The sequence below is a fragment of the Luteimonas deserti genome (assembly GCF_013425765.1).
In the GTDB taxonomy this organism is placed as follows: Bacteria; Pseudomonadota; Gammaproteobacteria; order Xanthomonadales; family Xanthomonadaceae; genus Luteimonas; species Luteimonas deserti.
The window spans coordinates 291,077-311,913 of sequence record NZ_JACCJZ010000013.1 but is presented as its reverse complement, the minus strand read 5'-3'; the positions used below and the strand labels follow the sequence as shown (position 1 = coordinate 311,913).

General features: G+C 70.8%; 15 protein-coding genes. 3 read left to right on the top strand and 12 right to left on the bottom strand.

Annotation, left to right across the window (positions count from 1 at the left end):
• The first annotated feature begins 77 nt into the window (after nucleotides 1-77).
• Complete coding sequence (locus tag H0E82_RS06650) at nucleotides 78-1,496, top strand: M28 family peptidase (RefSeq protein ID WP_180544658.1); 1,419 nt, start codon at nucleotides 78-80, stop codon at nucleotides 1,494-1,496.
• Between the two features lie 4 nt (nucleotides 1,497-1,500).
• Here the strand turns inward: H0E82_RS06650 and H0E82_RS06645 are convergent, their stop codons facing one another.
• From H0E82_RS06645 to H0E82_RS06620, 6 genes are all read right to left on the bottom strand, one after another.
• Nucleotides 1,501-2,115: a class I SAM-dependent methyltransferase gene (locus H0E82_RS06645; protein WP_180544657.1), complete on the bottom strand. Its 615-nt coding sequence runs from the start codon at nucleotides 2,113-2,115 to the stop codon at nucleotides 1,501-1,503.
• Nucleotides 2,116-2,306: 191 nt separating this feature from the next.
• Nucleotides 2,307-3,188 carry a TrmH family RNA methyltransferase gene (locus H0E82_RS06640; protein WP_180544656.1) on the bottom strand — a complete coding sequence of 294 codons (882 nt, stop codon included), beginning with the start codon at nucleotides 3,186-3,188 and terminating at the stop codon, nucleotides 2,307-2,309.
• Entirely contained in the window at nucleotides 3,185-4,621 is a 1,437-nt protein-coding gene (locus H0E82_RS06635) for an alanine/glycine:cation symporter family protein (RefSeq protein ID WP_180544655.1), read from the bottom strand. The genes H0E82_RS06640 and H0E82_RS06635 overlap by 4 nt, the downstream gene beginning before the upstream one ends.
• An 81-nt stretch (nucleotides 4,622-4,702) precedes the next feature.
• On the bottom strand, nucleotides 4,703-5,245 hold the full coding sequence (locus H0E82_RS06630; protein ID WP_180544654.1) for a GNAT family N-acetyltransferase: 543 nt from the start codon (nucleotides 5,243-5,245) through the stop codon (nucleotides 4,703-4,705).
• Entirely contained in the window at nucleotides 5,238-8,372 is a 3,135-nt protein-coding gene (locus tag H0E82_RS06625; RefSeq protein ID WP_180544653.1) for an efflux RND transporter permease subunit, read from the bottom strand. Before H0E82_RS06625 ends, H0E82_RS06630 begins: the two co-directional genes overlap by 8 nt.
• Nucleotides 8,369-9,493, bottom strand: a complete 1,125-nt coding sequence (locus tag H0E82_RS06620) for an efflux RND transporter periplasmic adaptor subunit (RefSeq protein WP_180544652.1) — start codon at nucleotides 9,491-9,493, stop codon at nucleotides 8,369-8,371. Before H0E82_RS06620 ends, H0E82_RS06625 begins: the two co-directional genes overlap by 4 nt.
• 172 nt (nucleotides 9,494-9,665) lie before the next feature.
• On the opposite strand from H0E82_RS06620, the gene cysK reads away from it, so the two are divergent.
• Nucleotides 9,666-10,625, top strand: a complete 960-nt coding sequence (gene cysK, locus H0E82_RS06615) for a cysteine synthase A (RefSeq protein WP_180544651.1) — start codon at nucleotides 9,666-9,668, stop codon at nucleotides 10,623-10,625.
• 31 nt (nucleotides 10,626-10,656) lie between these two features.
• Here the strand turns inward: cysK and H0E82_RS06610 are convergent, their stop codons facing one another.
• Nucleotides 10,657-11,139: a hypothetical protein gene (locus H0E82_RS06610; RefSeq protein WP_180544650.1), complete on the bottom strand. Its 483-nt coding sequence runs from the start codon at nucleotides 11,137-11,139 to the stop codon at nucleotides 10,657-10,659.
• An 84-nt stretch (nucleotides 11,140-11,223) separates the two neighbouring features.
• Between H0E82_RS06610 and H0E82_RS06605 the strand changes: the two genes are divergently transcribed.
• Nucleotides 11,224-11,742, top strand: coding sequence for an O-acetyl-ADP-ribose deacetylase (locus H0E82_RS06605; RefSeq protein ID WP_180544649.1), 519 nt, complete (start codon nucleotides 11,224-11,226; stop codon nucleotides 11,740-11,742).
• A gap of 115 nt (nucleotides 11,743-11,857) precedes the next feature.
• On the opposite strand, the gene H0E82_RS06600 is transcribed toward H0E82_RS06605, so the two are convergent.
• The 5 genes from H0E82_RS06600 to H0E82_RS06580 all read right to left on the bottom strand — a co-directional run bounded on the left by H0E82_RS06600 (nucleotide 11,858) and on the right by H0E82_RS06580 (nucleotide 20,548).
• Nucleotides 11,858-12,865 carry a class I fructose-bisphosphate aldolase gene (locus tag H0E82_RS06600; RefSeq protein WP_180544648.1) on the bottom strand — a complete coding sequence of 336 codons (1,008 nt, stop codon included), beginning with the start codon at nucleotides 12,863-12,865 and terminating at the stop codon, nucleotides 11,858-11,860.
• A 99-nt stretch (nucleotides 12,866-12,964) separates the two neighbouring features.
• Nucleotides 12,965-14,455: a pyruvate kinase gene (gene pyk / locus H0E82_RS06595; protein WP_180544647.1), complete on the bottom strand. Its 1,491-nt coding sequence runs from the start codon at nucleotides 14,453-14,455 to the stop codon at nucleotides 12,965-12,967.
• A 410-nt stretch (nucleotides 14,456-14,865) separates the two neighbouring features.
• Nucleotides 14,866-16,041 (bottom strand): phosphoglycerate kinase, encoded by a 1,176-nt coding sequence (locus tag H0E82_RS06590; RefSeq protein ID WP_180544646.1) that lies wholly within the window; start codon nucleotides 16,039-16,041, stop codon nucleotides 14,866-14,868.
• Between the two features lie 428 nt (nucleotides 16,042-16,469).
• Nucleotides 16,470-17,816 (bottom strand): DUF3999 family protein, encoded by a 1,347-nt coding sequence (locus H0E82_RS06585; RefSeq protein ID WP_180544645.1) that lies wholly within the window; start codon nucleotides 17,814-17,816, stop codon nucleotides 16,470-16,472.
• Nucleotides 17,813-20,548 carry a DUF2339 domain-containing protein gene (locus H0E82_RS06580; RefSeq protein ID WP_180544644.1) on the bottom strand — a complete coding sequence of 912 codons (2,736 nt, stop codon included), beginning with the start codon at nucleotides 20,546-20,548 and terminating at the stop codon, nucleotides 17,813-17,815. The genes H0E82_RS06585 and H0E82_RS06580 overlap by 4 nt, the downstream gene beginning before the upstream one ends.
• Nucleotides 20,549-20,837 lie beyond the last annotated feature (289 nt).

Here is a 20,837-nt window from a genome sequence, read left to right as displayed (position 1 = left end):
CCTGCACTCGCAGCGCGCGCCGACGGGCCGCGCGCGACACCGCAGCGGCCCTGTTTCAACCCGACCGGAGATCGCGCATGCGCACCACCCCGTTGTTCGCACGTCTCGCCACCGCGCTCGCCTCCGGCCTGCTGCTGGCCACCGCCTCGCAGGCATCGGCGACCGGCCTGTCGCCGGCGAGCCTCGCCGCGGCCGTCGAGCTGCGCGAGCGCGCGTCGGGCGACGGGACCGCGTATGCACTGATCGAATCGCTGACCACCGAGATCGGACCGCGCCTGCCGGGCAGCGAAGCCGATGCACGCGCGGTCGCATGGGCGAAGGCCCGGTTCGAGGCCCTGGGCTACGACAAGGTCTGGACCGAGCCGGTGACGTTTCCGAAATGGGAGCGGCGCAGTGAACATGCCGCGGTGGTCGGCGTGCATGCGCAGCCGCTGGTGATCACTGCGCTCGGCGGCAGCCCGGGTGGCGAGGTGACGGCCGAGCTCGTGCGATTCGACAGCCTCGCCGCGCTGGAGGCGGCCGATCCGGCGACGTTGCGCGGCAAGCTGGCGTTCGTCGACGTGCCCATGGCGCGTTCGCGCGACGGCAGCGGTTACGGCGCGGCCGGCCCGGTGCGCAGTCGCGGGCCGTCGATCGCCGCCCGCAAGGGCGCGTCCGGCTATCTGATGCGGTCGATCGGCACCAGCCCGCACCGCGTCGCCAACACCGGCATCACCCGCTTCGATGCCGGTGTCACGCCGATCCCGTCGGCCGCGATGTCGCTGCCCGACGCCGACCAGCTCACCCGTCTGCTGCAGCGCGGGCCGGTCCAGGTACGCCTCGCACTCGATGTGGGCTGGAACGGCGAATACACCTCGCAGAACGTCATCGCCGAACTCACCGGTCGCGAGGCGCCGGACGAGATCGTACTGATCGCCGGGCATCTGGACTCGTGGGATCTCGGCACTGGCGCCGTCGATGATGCCTCCGGCGTGGGCATCACCATGGCCGCCGGTCACCTGATCGCGCAGCTGCCGCAGCGGCCGCGTCGCACCGTGCGCGTGGTGGCCTTCGCCAACGAGGAGCAGGGCCTGATCGGCGCGCGCGCCTATGCCGACGCCTACGGCGGCCCCGATGTCATCGCCAGGCACGTCATCGGCGCGGAAAGCGACTTCGGCGCCGGGCGCATCTACGGCTTCAACACCAGTGCACCGTCGGGCGAGCGTGCAACGAGCGATGCGATCGCCGAAGTGTTGCGACCGCTCGGTATCGATTATCTGCAGGACAAGGGCAGTCCCGGCCCGGACATTTCCCCGTTGGCCGCGAAGGGCGGCGCGTGGGGGTGGCTGGGCCAGGACGGCACGGACTACTTCGACCTGCACCACAACGCCGACGACACCCTCGACAAGGTCGATCCCGACGCCGTCGCACAGAACACCGCCGCCTATGCGGTATTCGCCTGGCTCGCGGCGGAGGCGGACGGCGGCTTCGGCAGCGCGCCGAAGAGTGTGCCCTGACGGATCAGCGGCGCGCGACCAGCACCCAGATGCCGCGCGGCAGTCCGCGCGTCGCATCCTGGACGTAGTGCATCTTCGCCTGCAAGAACCCCGCCTCCACCACGCGCGCGGGAAGATCCCAGCCGAAGTGATGGAAACACACGACCCCTCCGCCGAGCGGATCGCCATGGAACTCGGGAGCGCCGTGATGGATCACCGTTCCTTCCGGCTCCAGCGAGGCGATGCGCTCGCTGTCCGGTGCATCCTGGTAGAACGGGACGGTCGCAATCAGGTAGCCGCCCGGCCGCAACACGCGCGCCAATTCGTGGAATGCCGCATCGGCATCGGGCACGTGCTCCAGCACATCGAGGCTCAGCGCCGCGTCCAGCGCGCCGTTCGCGACGCCGAGCCGGGTGACATCTTCCCGACGCACGCGACAGTAGACACGCTGTCGCCAGAGCCAAACTGTCAGGCGGAGGCGGCGAAGCCACCCGTTGACGTACTCGGAACCGATCAGCGCCGGAAAGCGTCGGCGTAGCGCGAGATACAGCAGACTGGCCTGCTCGGTCAGATAGACCCGGGCACGCGTGTCGAGACCGGTCGCAGCAAGAAGCCTCGCGACCGCGCGCTGGCGCGCCATGCAGCCACAGGCCAGGCACTGCATGCCCTCCCGGGTACCCGCCGGCCGCACGAAACCATGGAATCCGCGCGTGGCGCCGCAGGCATCGCAGCGTCCATCGATGCGCCCTTCGGATCCCGGCTCGACGTCGGCAGCAAAGGCCTGCGGCGCGGCCTCCTGCCAGGCCGCGTGCTGCGCCCAGCCGCTGCGTTCTAACGCGATCGTGCGCACCACTGCGCCAGCAGTACGGCGGCCGCCGCGGACACGTTGAGGCTTTCGACCCTGCCACTGCCGGGAATGCCCAGGCGCAGGTCGCAGGCGTTCGCGAGCTCGGCGTCCATGCCCGCGCCCTCTGCGCCGAGGACATAGACCAGGCGTTCGGGCAGGCGTGCGGTCAACAGGTCCTCGCCGCCGCGCACCACGGTCGCAGCGAGGGTGAAGCCGGCCGCACGCAGCTGCGCCAGTGCATTGTCGTCGCGTCCCAGACGCACGAACGGCACGGCTTCGGCGCCGCCCTCGGCCACGCGTGCCGCGGCGCCGGACAGGGCCAGCGGCGAGGTGCGCGGCAACAGCACCGCAGCGACGCCGAAATGCGCGGCCGAGCGCAGGATCGCGCCAAGGTTGTGCGGATTCCCGACGCCGTCCAGCCACAGGGCGCACTGGGGGCCTGCAGGCAGACCCTGCAGCCAGGCGCCGAGCGCCAGCGGTGGCGCGCGCAGAACGTCGGCCACGATGCCCTCGTGGTGGGCGCTGGCCGCGAGCCTGCGCAGATCGTCCTCGGCCACAACGCGGTAGCCGATGCGATTCGCTGCGCACCATTTGAGCAGCGGCTGCATCTGCGGAATGCGCGCCTCGAGCAGGTAGAGCTTGCGGATCGCCTCCGGGCGGTGCGCGAACACCGCATCCACGGCGTTGCGCCCGTAGATGCGCAGCTCGCGCGGCGCGGCCTCGTCTTCATCGGCCGGCGGCGCGGGTGCGGGCACCGGGGCCGATGCGCTGCGACGTGCCCAGGGCGAGTCCACCGCCACGCGGCCCTCGCGCCGGTCCGGTGCCTCGCGGCCGCCACGCTTCGGCCCGTACGGTGGGCGGCTCATCGGTTGATCGTCCGCCACAGATCCGCGTTGCGGATGCCGAGCTTGTCGGGATCGAAGACCGGATCGATGCCCAGCTTCTGCTGCGCCTCGTAGTCGCGCAGGGCAAGCAGTGCGGGCTTCTGCAGGATCAGGATGGCGACGATGTTGAGCCACGCCATCAGGCCGACGCCGATGTCGCCGAGCGTCCAAGCCATCTCGGCGGTGCGGATGCAGCCGAAGGTCACCGCGGCCAGCAGCACGAAGCGCAGGGCGTAGATCATCCACGGCCGATGCATCTTCCGGTTGAGGTAGGCGATGTTGGTTTCGGCCATGTAGTAGTACGCGATGATGGTCGTGAAGGCGAAGAAGAACAGCGCCAGCGCGACGAAGCTCGCACCCCAGCCGGGGAGCACCGACTCCACCGCGGCCTGCGCGAAGCCCGGGCCGACCGCGACGCCCGGCAGGGCCTCGTAGAGAAGCTCACCGGCGGGCGACAGCACGTTGTACATGCCGGTGGAAAGGATCATGAAGGCGGTCGCCGAGCACACCAGCAACGTGTCCACGTACACCGAGAACGCCTGCACCAGGCCCTGCTTGGACGGGTGCGAGACCTCGGCTGCGGCCGCGTGGTGCGGCCCGGTGCCCTGCCCCGCCTCGTTGGAATAGATGCCGCGCTTGACGCCCCACTCGATCGCCAGACCGAGCACCGCGCCGACGCCCGCCTCCAGCCCGAACGCGCTGCGCAGGATCAGCCCGAACATCTCGGGCAACGCGTCGGCGTTGAGCATCATGATCACCAGCGCGATGAGCATGTAGGCCAGCGCCATGAACGGCACCACGATCTCAGCGAAGCGCGCGATGCGCTTGACGCCGCCGAAGATGATGAAGCCCAGGCCGATCACCACGATCGACGCGGTCGCCGCAGGGGCCAGGCCCCAGGCGTTGCCGGCCGCCGCCGCGATGCCGTTGGCCTGCACGCCCGGCAGCAGGAAGCCGGCCGCGACGATGGTGACGATGGCGAAGATCCACGCATACCAGCGCTGGCCCATCGCTTTCTCGATGAAGTACGCCGGCCCGCCGCGGTAGCGCCCGCTGTCGTCCTTCTCCTTGTAGATCTGCGCGAGCGTCGATTCGATGTACGCGGTCGATGCGCCGAGGAAGGCCATCACCCACATCCAGAACACCGCTCCGGGACCGCCGAAGGCGATCGCCGTCGCGACGCCGGCGATGTTGCCGATACCCACCCGTCCGGACAGCGACATCGCCAGCGCCTGGAAGGACGAGACACCGGCGTCGGATTTGCCGCCGGCCAGCATCAGCCGGATCATCTCGCCGAACTGCCGGATCTGCACGAAGCGCGTACGGATCGAGAAGTACAGACCCGCACCGAGGCACAACCACACCAGCGGCGGACTCCACACGATGCCGTTGAGGGTATTGACGAAGGTTTCCACGCAGTGCTCCCCGATGGTCGCGACGCCGGCGTCGCGGGCCGATTCTCCACCAAGCGCGCCGAAACGCGAAACGCCCCGGGCTCAGCGCAGGCGGGCGAACACGCGCAGGTCGTGCAGGCCGTCGGGCTTGCGCACCGCGCGACGCAGGCAGCCCTCCTCGATGAAGCCGTTCGCCAGCAACACCCGCGCAGACGCCGGGTTGGCCGCGAGCACGTTGGCCTGCAGCCGTTCGAGCGCCAGCGCGTCCATCACCCAGGGTGCATAGCAGGCCACGACCCGGCGCATCAGGCCCCGGTTCCAGTGCGCGCGGCCGAGCCAGTAACCGAGTTCGGCCGAATGCCCGCGCTCGCCCGTCGCCGCGTGGCGAACACCGATCCCGCCGCAGGCCTCGCCGCCGCACTCGATCGCCAGCACCGGCGCCGAGAAGTCCACCACCTCGCCGGCCAGGAAGGCCTCGCCATCGGCCCGCGTATACGGGCTCGGGAAGCGGTCGCTGAGACCCCGGACGACGAGCGGGTCGTCGGCATGACGAAGCAGGGCATCGAGATCCGCACCGCGCCAGCGGCGGAGCACGAAGCCCTCGCCGCGGAGCTCCACACCGTCCCAGCGCGCGGGCTCAGGCATGGCCGCCCACGGCCGGGGTCTGCGCTTCCAGCGTTTCCAGTTCGTGCGCCAATGCTTCCGGCGAGCGCGTGAACGGCGCGAGCAGCGCATAGAACGCCGGCACCACGAACAGCGAGAGCAGCGTCGAGAACAGCACCCCGAAGATGATCACCACGCCGATCGTGGCCCGGCTGGCCGAACCCGGCCCTCCCGCCACCACCAGCGGCACCGCGCCCACCACGGTGGCGGCGGCCGTCATCAGGATCGGGCGCAGGCGCACCGTCGCCGATTCGGTGATGGCTTCGCGCACGCTGCGCCCGTCGTCGCGCAACTGGTTGGCGAACTCGACGATCAGGATGCCGTTTTTCGCCGCCAACCCGATCAGCATCACGATGCCGATCTGGCTGAAGAGATTCAGCGTGCCTCCGGTCGCCCACAACCCGACCAGTGCGCCGAGCACCGCCAGCGGCACGGTGAGCATGATCGAAAGCGGATGGATGAAGCTTTCGAACTGCGCGGCCAGCACCAGGTAGACGATCAGCAGCGCCATCGTGAAGGTCAGCAGGACCGCGCCGCCGGCCTCCTGGAACTCGCGGCTCTCGCCCTTCCAGTCGATCTGGGCGTAGTCGGGCAGTTCTTCGGCGGCGACCTGGCGGGTCCACTCGAGGGCCTCGCTCATGGTGTAACCGGGGGCGAGCCCGGCCGCGATGGTGATCGCGCGCAGCCGGTTGAAGCGGTTGAAGCTGCCGGGCTCGGCGATCTCGCTCAGCGTCACGAGGTTGGACAACGGCACCAGCGTGCCGTCACGGCCGCGCACGTAGGTGTCGGACAGGTCCGAGGGCGACATGCGCGCCTCGCGACCGGCCTGCAGCAGCACGTCGTATTCCTCGCCGCTGTCGACGAAGGTGGTGACCTGGCGCGAGCCCATCATCGTTTCGAGGGTGCGCCCGATCTCCTGCACCGACACGCCCAGGTCGGACGCGCGCGCGTGGTCGATGTCGACGCGCATCTGCGGGCGGGTCTCCTTGTAGTCGGAGTCCGGATCCATGATCCCCGGGTTGTCGCGCATGCGCGCCAGCATGCGGTCGCGCCACTGCGCGATCTCCGCGTAATCCGGGCCGCCGAGCACCAGCTGGTAGCGCTGCCCGCGGCTGCTGACCAGACCGCCAGGCACGTTGGCGCGCACCTGCACGCCCGGAAGCTGGGCGAACTCGGCGCGCAGGCTCGCGACCACGTCGCTGGTCGGCACGCTGCGATCGCGCCAGTCCTGCAGGAACACGATCACCTGTCCGGTGTGCATGTCCTCGCTGCCGCCCCAGCCGCGCGGCACGCGCGAGTTGGCGCGCTGGATCGGCTGGTCCTCGCCGACGTAGCGCGCGAAGATCTGCTCGACCTGCTGCATCTGCGCCACGGTGTAGTCGTAGCCGGCGCCCTCGGGTCCGTCGACGCCGACGAAGAAGCGGCCGCGGTCCTCGGCCGGCGACAGCTCGCTGGGCACGCGCCAGAACAGCAGCAGCGCCGCGGCCATCAGCCCGGTGATCGCCAGTGCGAGCAGGAGCATCAGCCGCTTGCCCGGCATCGCCACCAGGCGCTCCACGCGGCGACCGTACCCGGTGCCGAGCTGGTCGAGCCTGCGGGACATCCAGGCATTGAGTCCGCGCGGCTTTTCCTGTTTGCGGACCAGCTTGGAGCACATCATCGGCGTGAGCGTCAGCGCGATGAAGGCCGACAGCGCCACGGCGCAGGCCAGCGTCACCGCGAGTTCGCGGAACAGCCGGCCGGAATTGCCCTCCATGAAACCGACCGGCAGGAACACCGCGACCAGCACGCCGGTGGTCGCGATGACCGCGAACGCCACCTGCGCCGTGCCCCGGCGCGCGGCGACCAGCGGCGGTTCGCCCAGATCCGCGCGGCGCTGCACGTTCTCGAGCACGATGATGGCGTCGTCCACCACCAGGCCGATGCACAGCACCAGCGCGAGCAGGGTCAGCAGGTTGATCGAGAAGCCGAATGCATACAGCGCGGTGAACGCCGCGATCAGGCAGACCGGCGCGGTGACGGCGGGAATGATCGCCGCGCGCAGGCTGCCGAGGAACAGCCAGATCACCACGAACACCAAGGCCATGGCCTCGAACAGCGTCCAGTAGACCCGGGTGATCGCCGCATCGATGAAGACGGTGTTGTCGGCCGCGACGAAGATCTCGGTGCCTTCGGGCAGCGTCGCCTGGATGCGCTCCGCCTCCGACCGCGCCGCCCGGGCCACGTCGAGTGCATTCGCGGTCGACGTGCGCACGATACCGAGCCCGACATTGGGCACCGAGTTGCTGCGCATGTACGAGCGGCGCTCGGCCGAGCCCAGTTCCACCGTGGCCACGTCGCCCATGCGCACCACGTAGCCGTCGTCGCCGCGGCGCACGGGGATCTGCGCGAATTGCGCCGGTTCGCGGTAGCCGCGCTCCACGCGCAGGGTGAAATCGCGCGTGGCCGATTCGATGCGCCCGGCCGGCAGCTCGATGTTCTCCGACCGCAGTGCCGACTCCACGTCCACCGCGGTGATGCCGCGGGCGGTCATCGCATTGCGGTCGAGCCAGATGCGCATCGCATAGCGCTGGCCGCCGCTGAGCTGCACGCGGGCCACGCCGTCGAGCGAGGACAGCCGGTCGAGAATGTAGCGATCGGTGTAGTCGGTCAGCTCGAGCGTGTCCATCGTGCTCGAACGCAGGTTGAGCCAGAGGATCGCGTCGGCGTCGGCTTCCACCTTCGAGATCTCGGGCGGATCGGCCTCGACCGGCATCCGGTCCGCGACGCGGCTGATGGCATCGCGCACGTCGTTGGCCGCCGCCTCGATGTCGCGGGTGAGGTTGAACTCGATGGTGACGTCGGAGCGGCCGTTGCGGCTGCGCGACTCGATGGTGCGGATGCCCTCGATGCCCGACAACGCGTCCTCGAGGATCTGGGTGATGCGCGTCTCGACCACCGCGGCCGACGCACCCGGATAACTCACGGTGACCGACACGATCGGCGGGTCGATGTTCGGCAGCTCGCGCAGCGTGAGGCGGCTGAAGGACATGATCCCCAGCACCACCAGCAACAGGCTGATGACGACCGCGAATACCGGCCGCTTGATCGAGACGTCGGACATCTTCATGACGCAGGCGCTCCTGCCGGCTCGACCGCGTCGCCGGACTGGGACTTCACTTCCTGCACCGAGCCTTCGACCACGCGCATGCCGGGCCGCAGCTTGCCGGTGCCGTCGACGACGATCCGTGCTCCCGACGCCAGGCCTTCGACGATCTCGGCCAGGCCGCCGTCACGCACGCCGATCACCACGGGGACCTGCTCCACCGTCTCGTCCTCGCGGACCCGGTAGACGAACGTGTCCCGGCCGACCTGGATCACCGCGATCTCCGGCACCAGCAAGGCTGTGCGCGAGCGTTGTTCCAGGCGCACCTGCATCAGCATGCCCGGCCGCAGCTGGCGCTCGGGATTGGCGAACGTGGCGCGCACGAGGACTGCGCGGGTGTCGGGATCCACCCGGGCATCGATGGTCTGCACCGTGCCTTCGAAATCGACGTCGGGATAGGCCGCGCTGCGCCCGGCCACGCGCTGTCCCGGTGCGACCACCGACAGGCGCGTCTCGGGCACCGGGAAATCCACGTAGACCGCACCGATGTCGTCGAGCGTGGCGATCGCCGTGCCCGGGGTCACCAGCGCGCCCGTGCTGACCTGGCGCAGGCCGAGCACGCCGGCGAAGGGTGCCCGGATGGTGCGGTCGCCGATGTCGGCGCGGGTCTGCGCGACGTTGGCGCGGGCCGCGTCGCGGGTCGCCCGCAGGGTGTCGATCGAGGCGCGGGCGATCAACTGCTGCTCGACGAGCTCGCTGCCGCGGCGGTACTGCTGCTCGGCCTCGTTGGCCGCGGCCTCGGCGGCGCGAAGCGATGCCTGCTGCTGGTTGCCCGACAAGGTGACCAGCACCGAGCCGGCGGCCACCTCGTCGCCACTGTCGAAATGCACGCGCTGGACGATCTCACTGACCTTCGCGGTGACGGTGACCGACTCGCGCGCATTCACCGTCCCCAGGGCCGCGACGGTGTCGTTCCACGGTCGCGACTCGACCACCGCGGTGGTCACCGGCACCGCCTGCGGTTCTCCGCGGGGCGACTCCTGCGCGGCACCTCCGCAGCCGGCCACCAGCACGGCGACGGCAGCGACGAGGCAGAGGGACGCGCGCCGGAGGGACGGGCGGAGACGGGGACGTGACTGGAGCAAGGGACGGCCTGCGCAAACGGGAAAACCGCCCGATCTTACCCGTCGTGCCGTGACGCCGACCGTGCCATCGGATGGGGATGAAAAAACAGCGTTCCACGTCAACCGCTGGCACGCTCGTCCGTTATGGCCCAGTCTGGGGCACCGCGCGACGAGCGCCCGCCGAGTCCCCCCAATGGCCCTCTACGACAGCATCCTCGACACCATCGGTCACACCCCGATCGTCCGCCTCCACCGCTTGTCGCCAGCCAACGTCGAACTCTACGTCAAGGTCGAGTCCTTCAATCCCGGAGGCTCGGTCAAGGACCGGCTCGCGCTCGCGATCATTCTCGACGCCGAGGCCAAGGGCCTGCTCAAACCGGGCGACACGGTGGTCGAGGCGACCTCCGGCAACACCGGCGTGGCGCTGGCGATGGTCTGCGCCGCGCGCGGTTACAAGTTCGTGGCCACGATGGTCGAGACGTTCTCGATCGAGCGGCGCAAGCTGATGCGGGCCTACGGTGCCAAGGTGATCCTCACCCCGGCGGCCGAGCGCGGGAGCGGGATGGTGCGCAAGGCCCGGGAGCTGTCGGAGCAGCACGGCTGGTTCCTGGCCAGCCAGTTCGCCAATCCCGCCAATCCGGCCTACCACCGCAGTACCACCGCAGCGGAAATCCTGCGCGATTTCGCCGGTCGCCGGCTCGATCACTTCGTCACCGGCTGGGGCACCGGCGGCACGCTCACCGGCGTGGGCGAGGTCCTGAAGGTCGCGCGCCCGGACGTGAAGGTGACCGCCTGCGAACCGGCCGGTGCGGCCCTGCTGCAGGGGCAGGCGTGGGCGCCGCACAAGGTGCAGGGCTGGACGCCCGACTTCGTGCCCGAGGTGCTCAACCGGGAGATCGCCGCGCAGGTGCTGTCGATCGACGATGCGGTCTCGATCGAAATCGCGCGCCGGCTGGCCGCGGAGGAAGGCATCTTCGCCGGCATCTCGGCCGGCGGTACGCTCGCCGCGGCGCTCGAGGTGGCGAAGACCGCACGCGACGGCGACGTCATCCTGGCGATGCTGCCCGACACCGGCGAGCGCTACTTCTCCACGCCGTTGTTCGCCGACATCAACGAAGGCTCCGACGACGACTGGCTGGCCGGCCTGCCCTGATCCCGGGGCCGACGGCGGGCGGCCGGCGCGATCAGCCGAGCCACACCGCCAGACCGCCGCCCACGATCACGATCGCCAGCACCCAGCCCACCCAGCCGTAGCGGCCGCTGTCGCCGCGCACCACCGTCTCGTCGCGTGCTTCGCTGAGTAAGGGCGAGCCGTGCCGGGCCACCGCCTCGCGCGCTTCGGCGTCGCTCAGCCCCGGCTTGGCATCGCGCAGCCGGCGCGCAGCGTCCACGGTATTGCCGGTGGCGATCTTCGCGGCCACCTCGGTCGGCAGCGTGTCGGTGGCGGTGGGCACGTCGGCGCCCGCGGGGCGGTAGGCGTCGTCGTCATCGAGCGGATCGGACGGGTTCGCAGCCAGCCGCTGCACCGCGTCGCGCGCGCCCGAGGCGTCGAGCGAGGGGTTGGCGGTGCGCAACAGGCGGACGGCCTCGTCCGGCTTGCCGCGCCGCAGCGCATCGTGGACGGTCAGGGGCACGTGCAGCCGGCCGGCGTGGTTCACCGCGGACATGGCGGACTCCGGATTGTGGAACGGCCGGGCAGTCTGCCGGGCCCCCGGTGACGGCACGGTGGGCGGCGGTGCGACACTGCCGGCATGGCACACATCACCGCCCTGCAGGGCGACATCACCCGCTGCGACGTCGATGCGATCGTCAACGCGGCCAACGAGGCGATGGTCGGCGGCGGCGGCGTGGACGGCGCGATCCATCGCGCGGCGGGACCCGACCTGTTGCGGGCGTGCCGCGCCCTGCCGCTCGTACGGCCCGGTGTCCGCTGCCCGACAGGCTCGGCCCGGATCACGCCCGGCTTCGGGCTGCCTGCGCGGCATGTGATCCATACCGTGGGGCCGGTCTGGCGCGGTGGGCAGTCCGGCGAGGCCGACCTGCTGGCGGCCTGTTACCGCAGCAGCCTGGACCTGGCAGCCGAACACGCACTGACCTCGCTCGCGTTTCCAGCGATCAGTTGCGGCGTGTTCGGCTACCCGCACGCGGCGGCCGTGGCGGTGGCGGTGGCCGAGGTCCGCGCGTGGCGTGCGGACATGCCGATGGACGTGCTGTTCTGCTGCCACGATCCGGCGTTGCTCGCGCTCTACCGCGCCGCGCTCGCAGCGTGAAGCGGACGTCGGGCGCCTCCATCGCGCGAGCAGGCACGGCGGGATCGCCAGCCCCGGAACGCACGACGCCGGCCCACGGCCGGCGTCCTGACTGCCTTCATTACTTAAAAGGCGGTCAGCGCTTCTTCCATTTGCCCTGTGCCGCGAGCCCGTTGTCGCGTGCGCGGGCGAGCACCGTTTCCTGGGCCTTGCCGACGTTGTTCACCAGATCCTGCGACCACAGTTTCAGCGCGGCCTGCTGCATCGCGCGGCCGTAGGAGAACGACAGCGGCCATGGATTCGGCCCGAGGCGGTTCATCGCATCGAGATGTGCGGTGGACCGCTCGTCGCTCTGCCCGCCGGACAGGAACACGATGCCCGGCAGGATCGCCGGTACCGACGACTTGAGGCACATCAGGGTGGCTTCGGCCACTTCATCGATGTCGGCGCGTTCGTCGCTGTCCTTGCCCGGCAGCACCATCGAGGCCTTGAGGATCGTGCCCTCGAGCATGACGTTCTGGCTGTAAAGCGCGTCGAACAGCCCGCGCAGCGTGACCTCGGTGACCTCGTAACAGGTTTCGATGTCGTGGTCGCCGTCCATCAGCACTTCCGGCTCGACCATCGGCACCAGACCCTGCTCCTGGCACAGCGCCGCATAGCGCGCGAGGGCGTGCGCGTTGACGTCGATGCAGGTGCCCGACGGCATGTCCTCGCCGATCGTGATCACCGCACGCCACTTCGCGAACCGCGCGCCGAGCTTGTAGTACTCCTCAAGGCGCGAACGCAGGCCGTCCAGGCCCTCGGTGACCAGCTCGCCCGGGAACCCGGCCAGGGCGTGGGTCCCCTTGTCGACCTTGATGCCCGGAAGGATGCCCTGCTCGGCCATGTACTTCGCGAACGGCACGCCGGCTTTCGTCGACTGGCGGATGGTCTCGTCGAACAGGATGGCGCCGCTGATGTGGTCCGACAGGCCCGGGGTGGTGAGCAGCAGCTCACGGTAGGCGCGGCGGTTTTCCTCGTTGTTCGGAATGCCCACGCCGTCGAAGCGCTTGCCGATGGTGCTCGTCGATTCGTCGATCGCGATGATGCCCTTGCCCGGGGCGACCATGGCCTGGGCGGTTTCGGCAAGCTGTTCGATGCTCATGGGGCGATGGCTCGGGCACGGGGAAAGGAGCGCGATTATAGCGCCCCTGCCCGCCCGGCCCGGTGCGACCGACGCCTCGTGCGCCGGTCGCGGCCGCGCTCAGAGTTCGCCCAGCCCCTCGGCGCGGCCGTCCTCGCCGACGCGCAACAGGCGCAGCGTGTTGGTCGCGCCGTGCGTCTCCATGTGCTCGCCGCTGGTGAACACGACGCGCTCGCCCGCGCCCAGCAGGCCGGCCTCGACCAGCAGGCGGATGCTGCCGCGGGCGGCTTCGCGCGGCGTCTGGCCACGGCTGTCGTAGTCGAACGGGAACACGTCGCGCATCAGCGACATGCGCCGGCGCGCATCGGCATGGCGCGAGAACGCGTAGACGTGCGCGCCGCCGCGGAACCGCGACAGATAGCGCGCGGTGCCGCCGGATTCGGTCATCGCGACGATCGCGCCGACACCGACATGCTCGGACAGGAACATCGCCGCCATCGCGATGGCATGGTCGGCGCGCTCGAGATTGCGCTGGGCCTTCTCGAAGTCCGTGTCGTGCGCGAACTGACGTTCGGCGCCCACGCAGATGCGCGCCATCGCCTCCACCGCGCGCACCGGGTAGGTACCGGCCGCGGTCTCGGCCGACAGCATCACCGCGTCGGTGCCGTCGATGACCGAGTTGGCGACGTCCAGCACCTCGGCGCGCGTCGGCATCGGGCTTTCGACCATCGACTGCAGCATCTGGGTGGCGGTGATCACCACCTTGTTGCGGGCCAGCGACTCGCGGATGATCTTCTTCTGCAGGCCCGGCAGCTCGGCATCGCCGATCTCCACGCCCAGGTCGCCACGCGCGACCATGACCACGTCGCTCGCGTCGATGATCTCGGCCAGGTTGTCGATCGCTTCGGTGCGTTCGATTTTCGAGACCAGTGCGGCATCGCTGCCGTGGGCGCGCGCGATCGAGCGCGCTTCCTCCATGTCGGCCGCATTGCGGCAGAACGAGACCGCGATGAAGTCGACACCGATCTCGGCGGCCACCTTGATCAGCTCACGGTCGTGGTCGGTCAGTGCACCCAGCGACAGGCCACCGCCCTGCTTGTTGAGCCCCTTGCGGTTGGACAGCACGCCGTCGTTGAGCACGGTGGTGGCGATCCGGGCGCCGTCGACCGACGCCACCTGCAGCTGGACCAGGCCGTCGTCGAGCAACAGCACATCGCCGGGCGCGACATCGCCGGGCAGGCCGAGATAGCTCACCCCGACCTCGTCGACGGTGCCGGGCGGCGCATCGGGATCGGCCACCAGGTCGAAACGCGCTCCGGCACGCAGTTGCACCCGGCCTTCGGCGAATTTCTCGATGCGGATCTTCGGCCCCGGCAGATCGGCAAGGATGCCGACCTCGACACCGGCGCGGTCGGCCGCCTCACGCACCGCTTCGGCGCGCACTTTCTGCGAGGACGGGTCACCGTGCGAGAAGTTCAGGCGCACCGCGTTGACGCCGGCGGCGATCAGGGCATCGAGCACGCCCGGCGGATCGGTGGCGGGCCCCAAGGTGGCAAGGATACGTGTGCGTCGGCGATGCGCCGGGACGGGAGCGAGTTCGTTCGTGGTCATCGGTCGAGTGTAGTGTCCACCGGTAGTCAAAGGCATGTTGCAAGGCAACACATCGGATGTGCATCGGGCGCGGCGCACGGTTCGAGCTTAAGGGATGTCCGTGCCGGATGTGCACGCGGCCCATCGATTCCGGCCCGCACCGCCACGCGCGGGTTCCGACGTGGGACTGCCCGCACGTGCGCTCGTATAACGGCCCGCCATCGATGCACCACGGCGCCCGGCTTACGGGCGACCACGTGCCGTGGTGGCCGTTCCCATCCGCCGCTCCCTGTCTTCGGCAGCGCCTCCGGCAGTGTCGCCGACCGCGCCGGAACTCGATCGTTCGCGGGTGCGGCCCCCTCCGCCCGGAGCACCCCGGTGACCGGTCGACACACGGGCAGCCGCGTGCCCGCGTGTCGCCATCGCGCGGCTTATGCGCCGCGCGCCTCGAGCGCGGCCACTGCCGGCAGGGTCTTGCCCTCGAGGAACTCGAGGAAAGCGCCGCCGCCGGTGGAGATGTAGGACACCCCGTCGGCCACGCCGTACTTGTCGACTGCCGCCAGGGTGTCGCCGCCGCCGGCGATCGAGAACGCCGAGGACTCCGCGATCGCGCGCGCCAGCGCTTCGGTGCCTGCGCCGAACGCGTCGAACTCGAACACGCCGACCGGCCCGTTCCAGACCACGGTGCCCGCCTCGGCGATCATCCCCGCATAGCGCCGCGCGGTATCGGGCCCGATGTCGAGAATCATGTCGTCCGCGCCCACTGCATCGACGGCCTTGACCGTGGCCGGCGCATCCGCCGCGAACGCGGGCGCCACCACCACATCGGTGGGCAACGGGATCTCGGCGCCCCGGGCCCGCGCGTCGGCATCGATCCGGCGTGCGGTCTCCAGCAGGTCGGACTCGACCAGCGACTTCCCGACGCCATGGCCTGCGGCGGCAATGAAGGTATTGGCGATCCCGCCACCGACGATCAGCTGGTCGACCTTTCCGACCAGCGACGACAGCAGCTCGAGCTTGGTCGAGACCTTGCTGCCGGCGACGATCGCCAGCAGCGGACGCTTCGGCGCGTCGAGCGCCCGGGCCAGCGCATCGAGCTCGGCCATCAGCAGCGGGCCACCGGCAGCCGTCTTCGCGAAGCGGATCACGCCGTGGGTCGACGCCTGCGCGCGATGCGCGGTGCCGAAGGCATCCATGACGAACACGTCGCACAGCGCTGCGTACTTTCTGGACAGCGCCTCGTCGTCGTCCTTCTCGCCGACGTTCATGCGGCAGTTCTCGAGCAGCACCAGCTGGCCCGGCGCGACCTCGACACCGTCGACCCAGTCGCGTACCAGAGGCACCTCGATGCCGAGCAGGCCGGACAGCCTGGCCGCGACCGGCGCGAGCGAATCCGCTTCGCTCCAGCTGCCCTCCTTCGGGCGACCAAGATGCGACGTCACCATCACCGCGGCGCCCTGCTCCAGCGCGTACTTCAGCGTGAGCAGCGAGGCGGTGATGCGCTGGTCGGAGGTGATCCGGCCACCGTCGAGCGGCACGTTGAGGTCCTGGCGGATCAGCACGCGCCTGCCGGAGAGGTCGAGATCGGTCATGCGGAGGATGGTCATGGGCAGTGCACTCGCTTCGAAGAATGAGAGTTGGACGTCACGCCATCCGCCGCGCGGGCGATACGCGTCGCTCCGGGCGCGGAAGACGCGGCGCGGGTGTCCGGAGGCGCTGCGACGATGGCATCAGGGGCCTGCTGCAGTGGCGGGGCGACCTCCGGTGGGCGGGTCCGCCGGCCGCCGACGGGACGCACCCGCCGCGCATGCCGGACGGCGCTGACACGTGCGACGGACGACATCCGCCGGTCCATCGGACCCGGGGCCTGCCGACGCCGTGGACGACATCGGCACCGGCCGCCCGCGATTGTCGTCCCTGCACGAGGATCGAGGCAAACCCGCGTGCTGCACCGGCGGCTTGAAACCGGTGCAGCCTTCGACACGGTGCGTCCGCCACGCGGCCGCAGACGCCGCGCGCGCCAGGAGCCGAGCGGTCACGTCCCGCCGGCGGGTGTCCGCAGCAGTCGGATCGCGAGCCCGCCGACCAGCCCCACGCCGAGCAGCAGCACGCCCCAGAGTGTCCAGGTGGTCCAGTCGCGCGCCGGCTCGAGCGCGGCGTCTCCTGCGAGCACGCGCCGCTCACCGGTGGTCGCGAGCGCGGGTTGCCACGTGGGAGTGCGCTCGCGACGCAGGCTGGCCACCAGCTCGGCAACCGGCGCGTCGGCGCGTCGCGCCCGCACGCTGCCGGCCCGCAGCTCGTAGGGCGCATCCCCTTCCGCCACGAAGACGAGGGTTTCGGGCACGTAGCCCACACGCAGCTCCGGCGCGCGTGCAGGACCCGGCGGCGCCGTGCGCAGGCGCCAGTGGCGCATGCGCAGCGCACGGTCGAGTGCGATCGCAGGCGAGTGCCCACCGGCGGCGCCCTCGCCAACCCGGAACGCGAGACGGTCGGACGCCAGCGTGCGCCACTCGGCCTCGTCGTCATCGCGCACGTCCACGCTCCAGCGTGCGGCGCTGGCACCGGCCGGCACGATGTCGATCCGCTCCACAGGAAGCCGTGCATCGAGGACGTAGGTGTAGATGCCCGCCGCACCGTCTGTTCCGCTCGGGGTGAGCGCCTGCCACTGCCAGGGACGTGCCGCGGCCGGCGCGACCAGCTCGGCCGACACGCCGGCGATGCGCAGGGTGGCGGCGACCGGCGCCCGGGGCACCAGCCGCAGATAGCGCCACCGGGCGCTGCGGTCGAACACGATGCGGCGCTCGTCGAGCCGCGCACCGCCCTGCTGCAGGGCGAGCAGGCGCGCGTCGGCCTGCACGGGCTCCCAGCGCTGCAGGTCGTCGGACCCGTAGACGTCGAACGCCTGTTCGAAATCCGGCTGGTCGTCGTGCCAGCGCAGCTGGAGCGCCTGCACGGGACGCTCCACCGCGCTGGCGTCCACCAGGACCGCGAGGCCTGGAGTGGCGTTGCCGGGGCGCAACTGGACGCGGCGCACCCGGCCATCCATGTCGATCTCGCTGATCGCGGCGATATCGTCGCGAACGCCCGGGGCCGCCGCCGGCAGCGGGAACCAGGGCAGCTCGCAGATGCCCGCCGCGGCAGGCGGGGTGGACCCGTCTCTCCAGAGAGCGGCGGCCACCGGGCGCCCGTCGCCATCGACGACCACGATGTCCGCCAGCGACGCGGATGCCGAATGCCGATAGACGTCGAGGTCCAGCTCGACGCGATGGGCGCCGGCGGCCGGCTCCGAGAGAACGAGCGGCCAGCCCACTGCGAATTCGTCGGCGAGCGCCGGCGAGACCAGGAGTGCCATCGCGGCGGCCGTGGCCCGGCGCCGGATCATGCGGGCACCTGTTCGGCCGCAGCTGGCGCCTTCGGCGGCGCCGGCGCGAAGAACCCGACGACGGTGCACAACAGGCCATAGGCGATGAAGGCGCCGATGCCCCAGAGATTGCCGAGATGACCGCGGTCGACCAGCACCAGCTTCGCCAGCACCACACCCATCAGCACCGCGCCGGCGAGCCACAGCACCCGGTGCCCGCGGCGCGAGCCGATGATCCAGCCGAGTACCCCGAGCACGCTCCACACGACAGTCAGACTGCTCTGGGCGAGGCTGCTGGACGCCAGCTCGCCCGACCACGGCACGCCGCCCCAGTGGTGCGCAGCGCGCAAGGTGATCACGGTCAGCAGAACGAAACCGCCGATCGCCAGCACCGGCGCCCGTACCCGGCCGAGCACCGGGCCGGCGCTGCCCGATCCCAGCCAACCGGCCCACACCAGCAGGGCGGCCACCTGGGCGACATCCAGCGGACTCAGCAGCGCGATCCACGGCAAGGGCGCGCTGTCGCCCGCGCGCACGATGGCGCTGCACCACCACACGACGACCACGCTGCACACCACCGCCTGAAGAACCGGGCGCGCCGTATCGAACGCCGCGCCGATCGGCGCCGCCAACCACCGCGAGCGCCACTGCGCCGCGAGCGCAATCGCGAGCCACGGCGCCACCAGCGCCGCGTGGCGCCAGCCTTCGGCGAGTCCGGCGCGCTCGCCGACGTAGCGGAGCAACAGCGACCCCACCAGCGCCCAGACCAGCCACCAGACACCCTGCGCCGTGGACGCGAGCCAGCCGCCCGCGCCGCGCAGGCACACCAGGGTGCGCACGCCCAGGACCGCGAACAGTGCCCAGGCGATGGCGCCGCGCCCGCCGAACGGGTGGCCGTGCGCGAGCGCCTGCACGCCCGCCAGCGGCGCGGCGACGGCAAAAAAGGCCAGCGGCGTGAGCCCCGTCGCGATGTCGGGACGCCGCCGATGCGCTTCCGCCGCCAGCCATCCGGTCACGGCAAGCAGTCCCAGCGCCGCATCCGGGAAGAGCCGCTCGGGCAGGCGCATCGCGAACTCGAACAGCCATGCGCCCAGCCACCAGGCCAGCGCCCAGCCGTAGGCGCAGCGTGCCAGCGCGAGCCGGGAGCCCCCACGCCAGGCCGCAGCGCTCGCCAGCGCGGACAACGCGATCAGCAGCGCCGCAACGAACTGGCCATGCACGCGCACTCCGCCGAACCGATGGGCCGGCACGTCGGCCGCGATCACGAAGGCGACCACCGCCGCCAGCTGCAGACCCGCACCGATGAATTGCGGCAGCCGCCGCCCCTGGCGCACGCCGAGCCAGACCAGTGCCACGCCTTCCAGGGCAAACACGCAGGCCGTGGCCTGGGCAGTCAGCGCCAGCGGCACCGCGAGAGTCGCAAACCCCACCGCCAGCAGCGCGTAGGACCGGCCGAGCAGCGCAACGGGGGCCATCCGCAGCCGCGCCCACGCGAGGGCCGCATACAGCGCCGATACACCCAGCGCGCACAGCGCCAGCGCCAGCGCCAAGGGTTCTCCGGGCATCAGTCCCGCCTGCAGCGAGAACGCCACCAGTGGCGTGCCGAAGACCAGGGTTCCGTCGAGCGCGCCTGGGGCGGCCGCACGGCGACGTGCATCCAGCCACGGAATCAGGAGATAGATGACGAAGAACAGAACCAGGAACGGCTGGGTGCTGCGGTAATGCACCGGGTCGTAGGCCAGCACGCCCCAGAGCGTTCCGATGCCGAACGTGAAAACGAAGCCCAGCAGGTTCAGCACACGCCACTGCCGGAACCACGCGACCGACAGGATCGCCAGGTTGAGCACTGCGTAGTAGGCGAACAGCGCAACGTGATTTCCGCTGCCCGTGGAGAGCCAGATGGGCGCCAGGAAACCCGCGAGCACCGCGAACACCGCCAGCGCGCGTGCGTTCTGCAGCACGGCCAGCACGCCCGCGCCGGCCACCAGAGCCACGCTCGCGGAAAAGGCCGGCACGGCCTCGAGCAACTCGAACTCGCGATAGGCCGCGAACACCACCAGCAGCAGCACGCCGATCATCCCGCCCTGGAGGCTGAGCGCGAACGTGCGATGGCTGTCGCGCCGGCGCCACGCGAACAGGAGGCCGCCGATCGCGGCAGCGGCCACGCCGGCGAGCCGCAACGCGACCGGTACCGCCAGCCAGCCCTCGTCGCTGGCGTGCTTGAGCAGCGCGGCGACGCCCGCGAACAGCACCAGCATGCCGATCTTGACCGGCAGGTTGCCCGAGGTGAACCAGCTGCCGATCAGGCGCAGGCCGCGCTGCACTGCATCCGGATCGGAGGCGCCGTGCGCGGGCGACGCGGCATCGCGCCCGGCCGGGGCGACCGCGACCGCGTCCGCGTCCGCGTCGCGCCATGCCTCGCGCGATGGTGCCGGCGGCAAGGGGGGCGGCACTGCTGGCCGGAGCCCATCTGCCGCAGGCGTCGCACGTGCCGGCGCTTCATACGGCGCGGCCGGCGGCGGCGTCGAGCCGACCGGTTCGACCGCCGGCACGCCCGGCGTCTGTTCTCGCGTCTGCGCAGGCGTGGCCTGCCATGAAGCCGATGCGTTCCGCTGCGCAACCTGCAGGTCCGCCGTCGCCGCTTCGAGCTCGCGGACCCGTCGACGCAGCCCGAACACCATGACCAGGCACACGATCAGCAGAACCGGCACGGTCAGCAGCGCCAGTCCGATCAGCACGAACAGCTCTTCCACGGTCAAGGCCTGTCCACGCCACCCCGGCGCGCTGCGTGCACCTTAGCCGGGCCGCGCGCGAAAACAAGGAGCTCCGCACAAGCGGGCGGCCTGGGTATCGCGGATGGCCCCCAACGGTGTTGCTTGCCAGCGACGATGCCGCCCCGCGGCTCACTATCCTTCGCTTGGGAATTTAGCCGCAGGGTCCTCTTGGACCCCGGCTCGCATCGATTCGACAGCACGGCGCATAGGCCTGCGGGCGCTCACGCATGGTCTAATCACGTGCGAGCCCTCAACGCGAACAGCGCGA

Excerpts from the sequence above, each read along its gene's own strand:
- H0E82_RS06650 (WP_180544658.1), top strand. The coding sequence starts at position 78 with ATGCGCACCACCCCGTTGTTCGCACGTCTCGCCACCGCGCTCGCCTCC.
- H0E82_RS06645 (WP_180544657.1), bottom strand. The coding sequence starts at position 2,115 with ATGGCGCGCCAGCGCGCGGTCGCGAGGCTTCTTGCTGCGACCGGTCTC.
- H0E82_RS06640 (WP_180544656.1), bottom strand. The coding sequence starts at position 3,188 with ATGAGCCGCCCACCGTACGGGCCGAAGCGTGGCGGCCGCGAGGCACCG.
- H0E82_RS06630 (WP_180544654.1), bottom strand. The coding sequence starts at position 5,245 with ATGCCTGAGCCCGCGCGCTGGGACGGTGTGGAGCTCCGCGGCGAGGGC.
- H0E82_RS06625 (WP_180544653.1), bottom strand. The coding sequence starts at position 8,372 with ATGAAGATGTCCGACGTCTCGATCAAGCGGCCGGTATTCGCGGTCGTC.
- cysK (WP_180544651.1), top strand. The coding sequence starts at position 9,666 with ATGGCCCTCTACGACAGCATCCTCGACACCATCGGTCACACCCCGATC.
- H0E82_RS06610 (WP_180544650.1), bottom strand. The coding sequence starts at position 11,139 with ATGTCCGCGGTGAACCACGCCGGCCGGCTGCACGTGCCCCTGACCGTC.
- H0E82_RS06605 (WP_180544649.1), top strand. The coding sequence starts at position 11,224 with ATGGCACACATCACCGCCCTGCAGGGCGACATCACCCGCTGCGACGTC.
- H0E82_RS06600 (WP_180544648.1), bottom strand. The coding sequence starts at position 12,865 with ATGAGCATCGAACAGCTTGCCGAAACCGCCCAGGCCATGGTCGCCCCG.
- pyk (WP_180544647.1), bottom strand. The coding sequence starts at position 14,455 with ATGACCACGAACGAACTCGCTCCCGTCCCGGCGCATCGCCGACGCACA.
- H0E82_RS06590 (WP_180544646.1), bottom strand. The coding sequence starts at position 16,041 with ATGACCATCCTCCGCATGACCGATCTCGACCTCTCCGGCAGGCGCGTG.
- H0E82_RS06585 (WP_180544645.1), bottom strand. The coding sequence starts at position 17,816 with ATGATCCGGCGCCGGGCCACGGCCGCCGCGATGGCACTCCTGGTCTCG.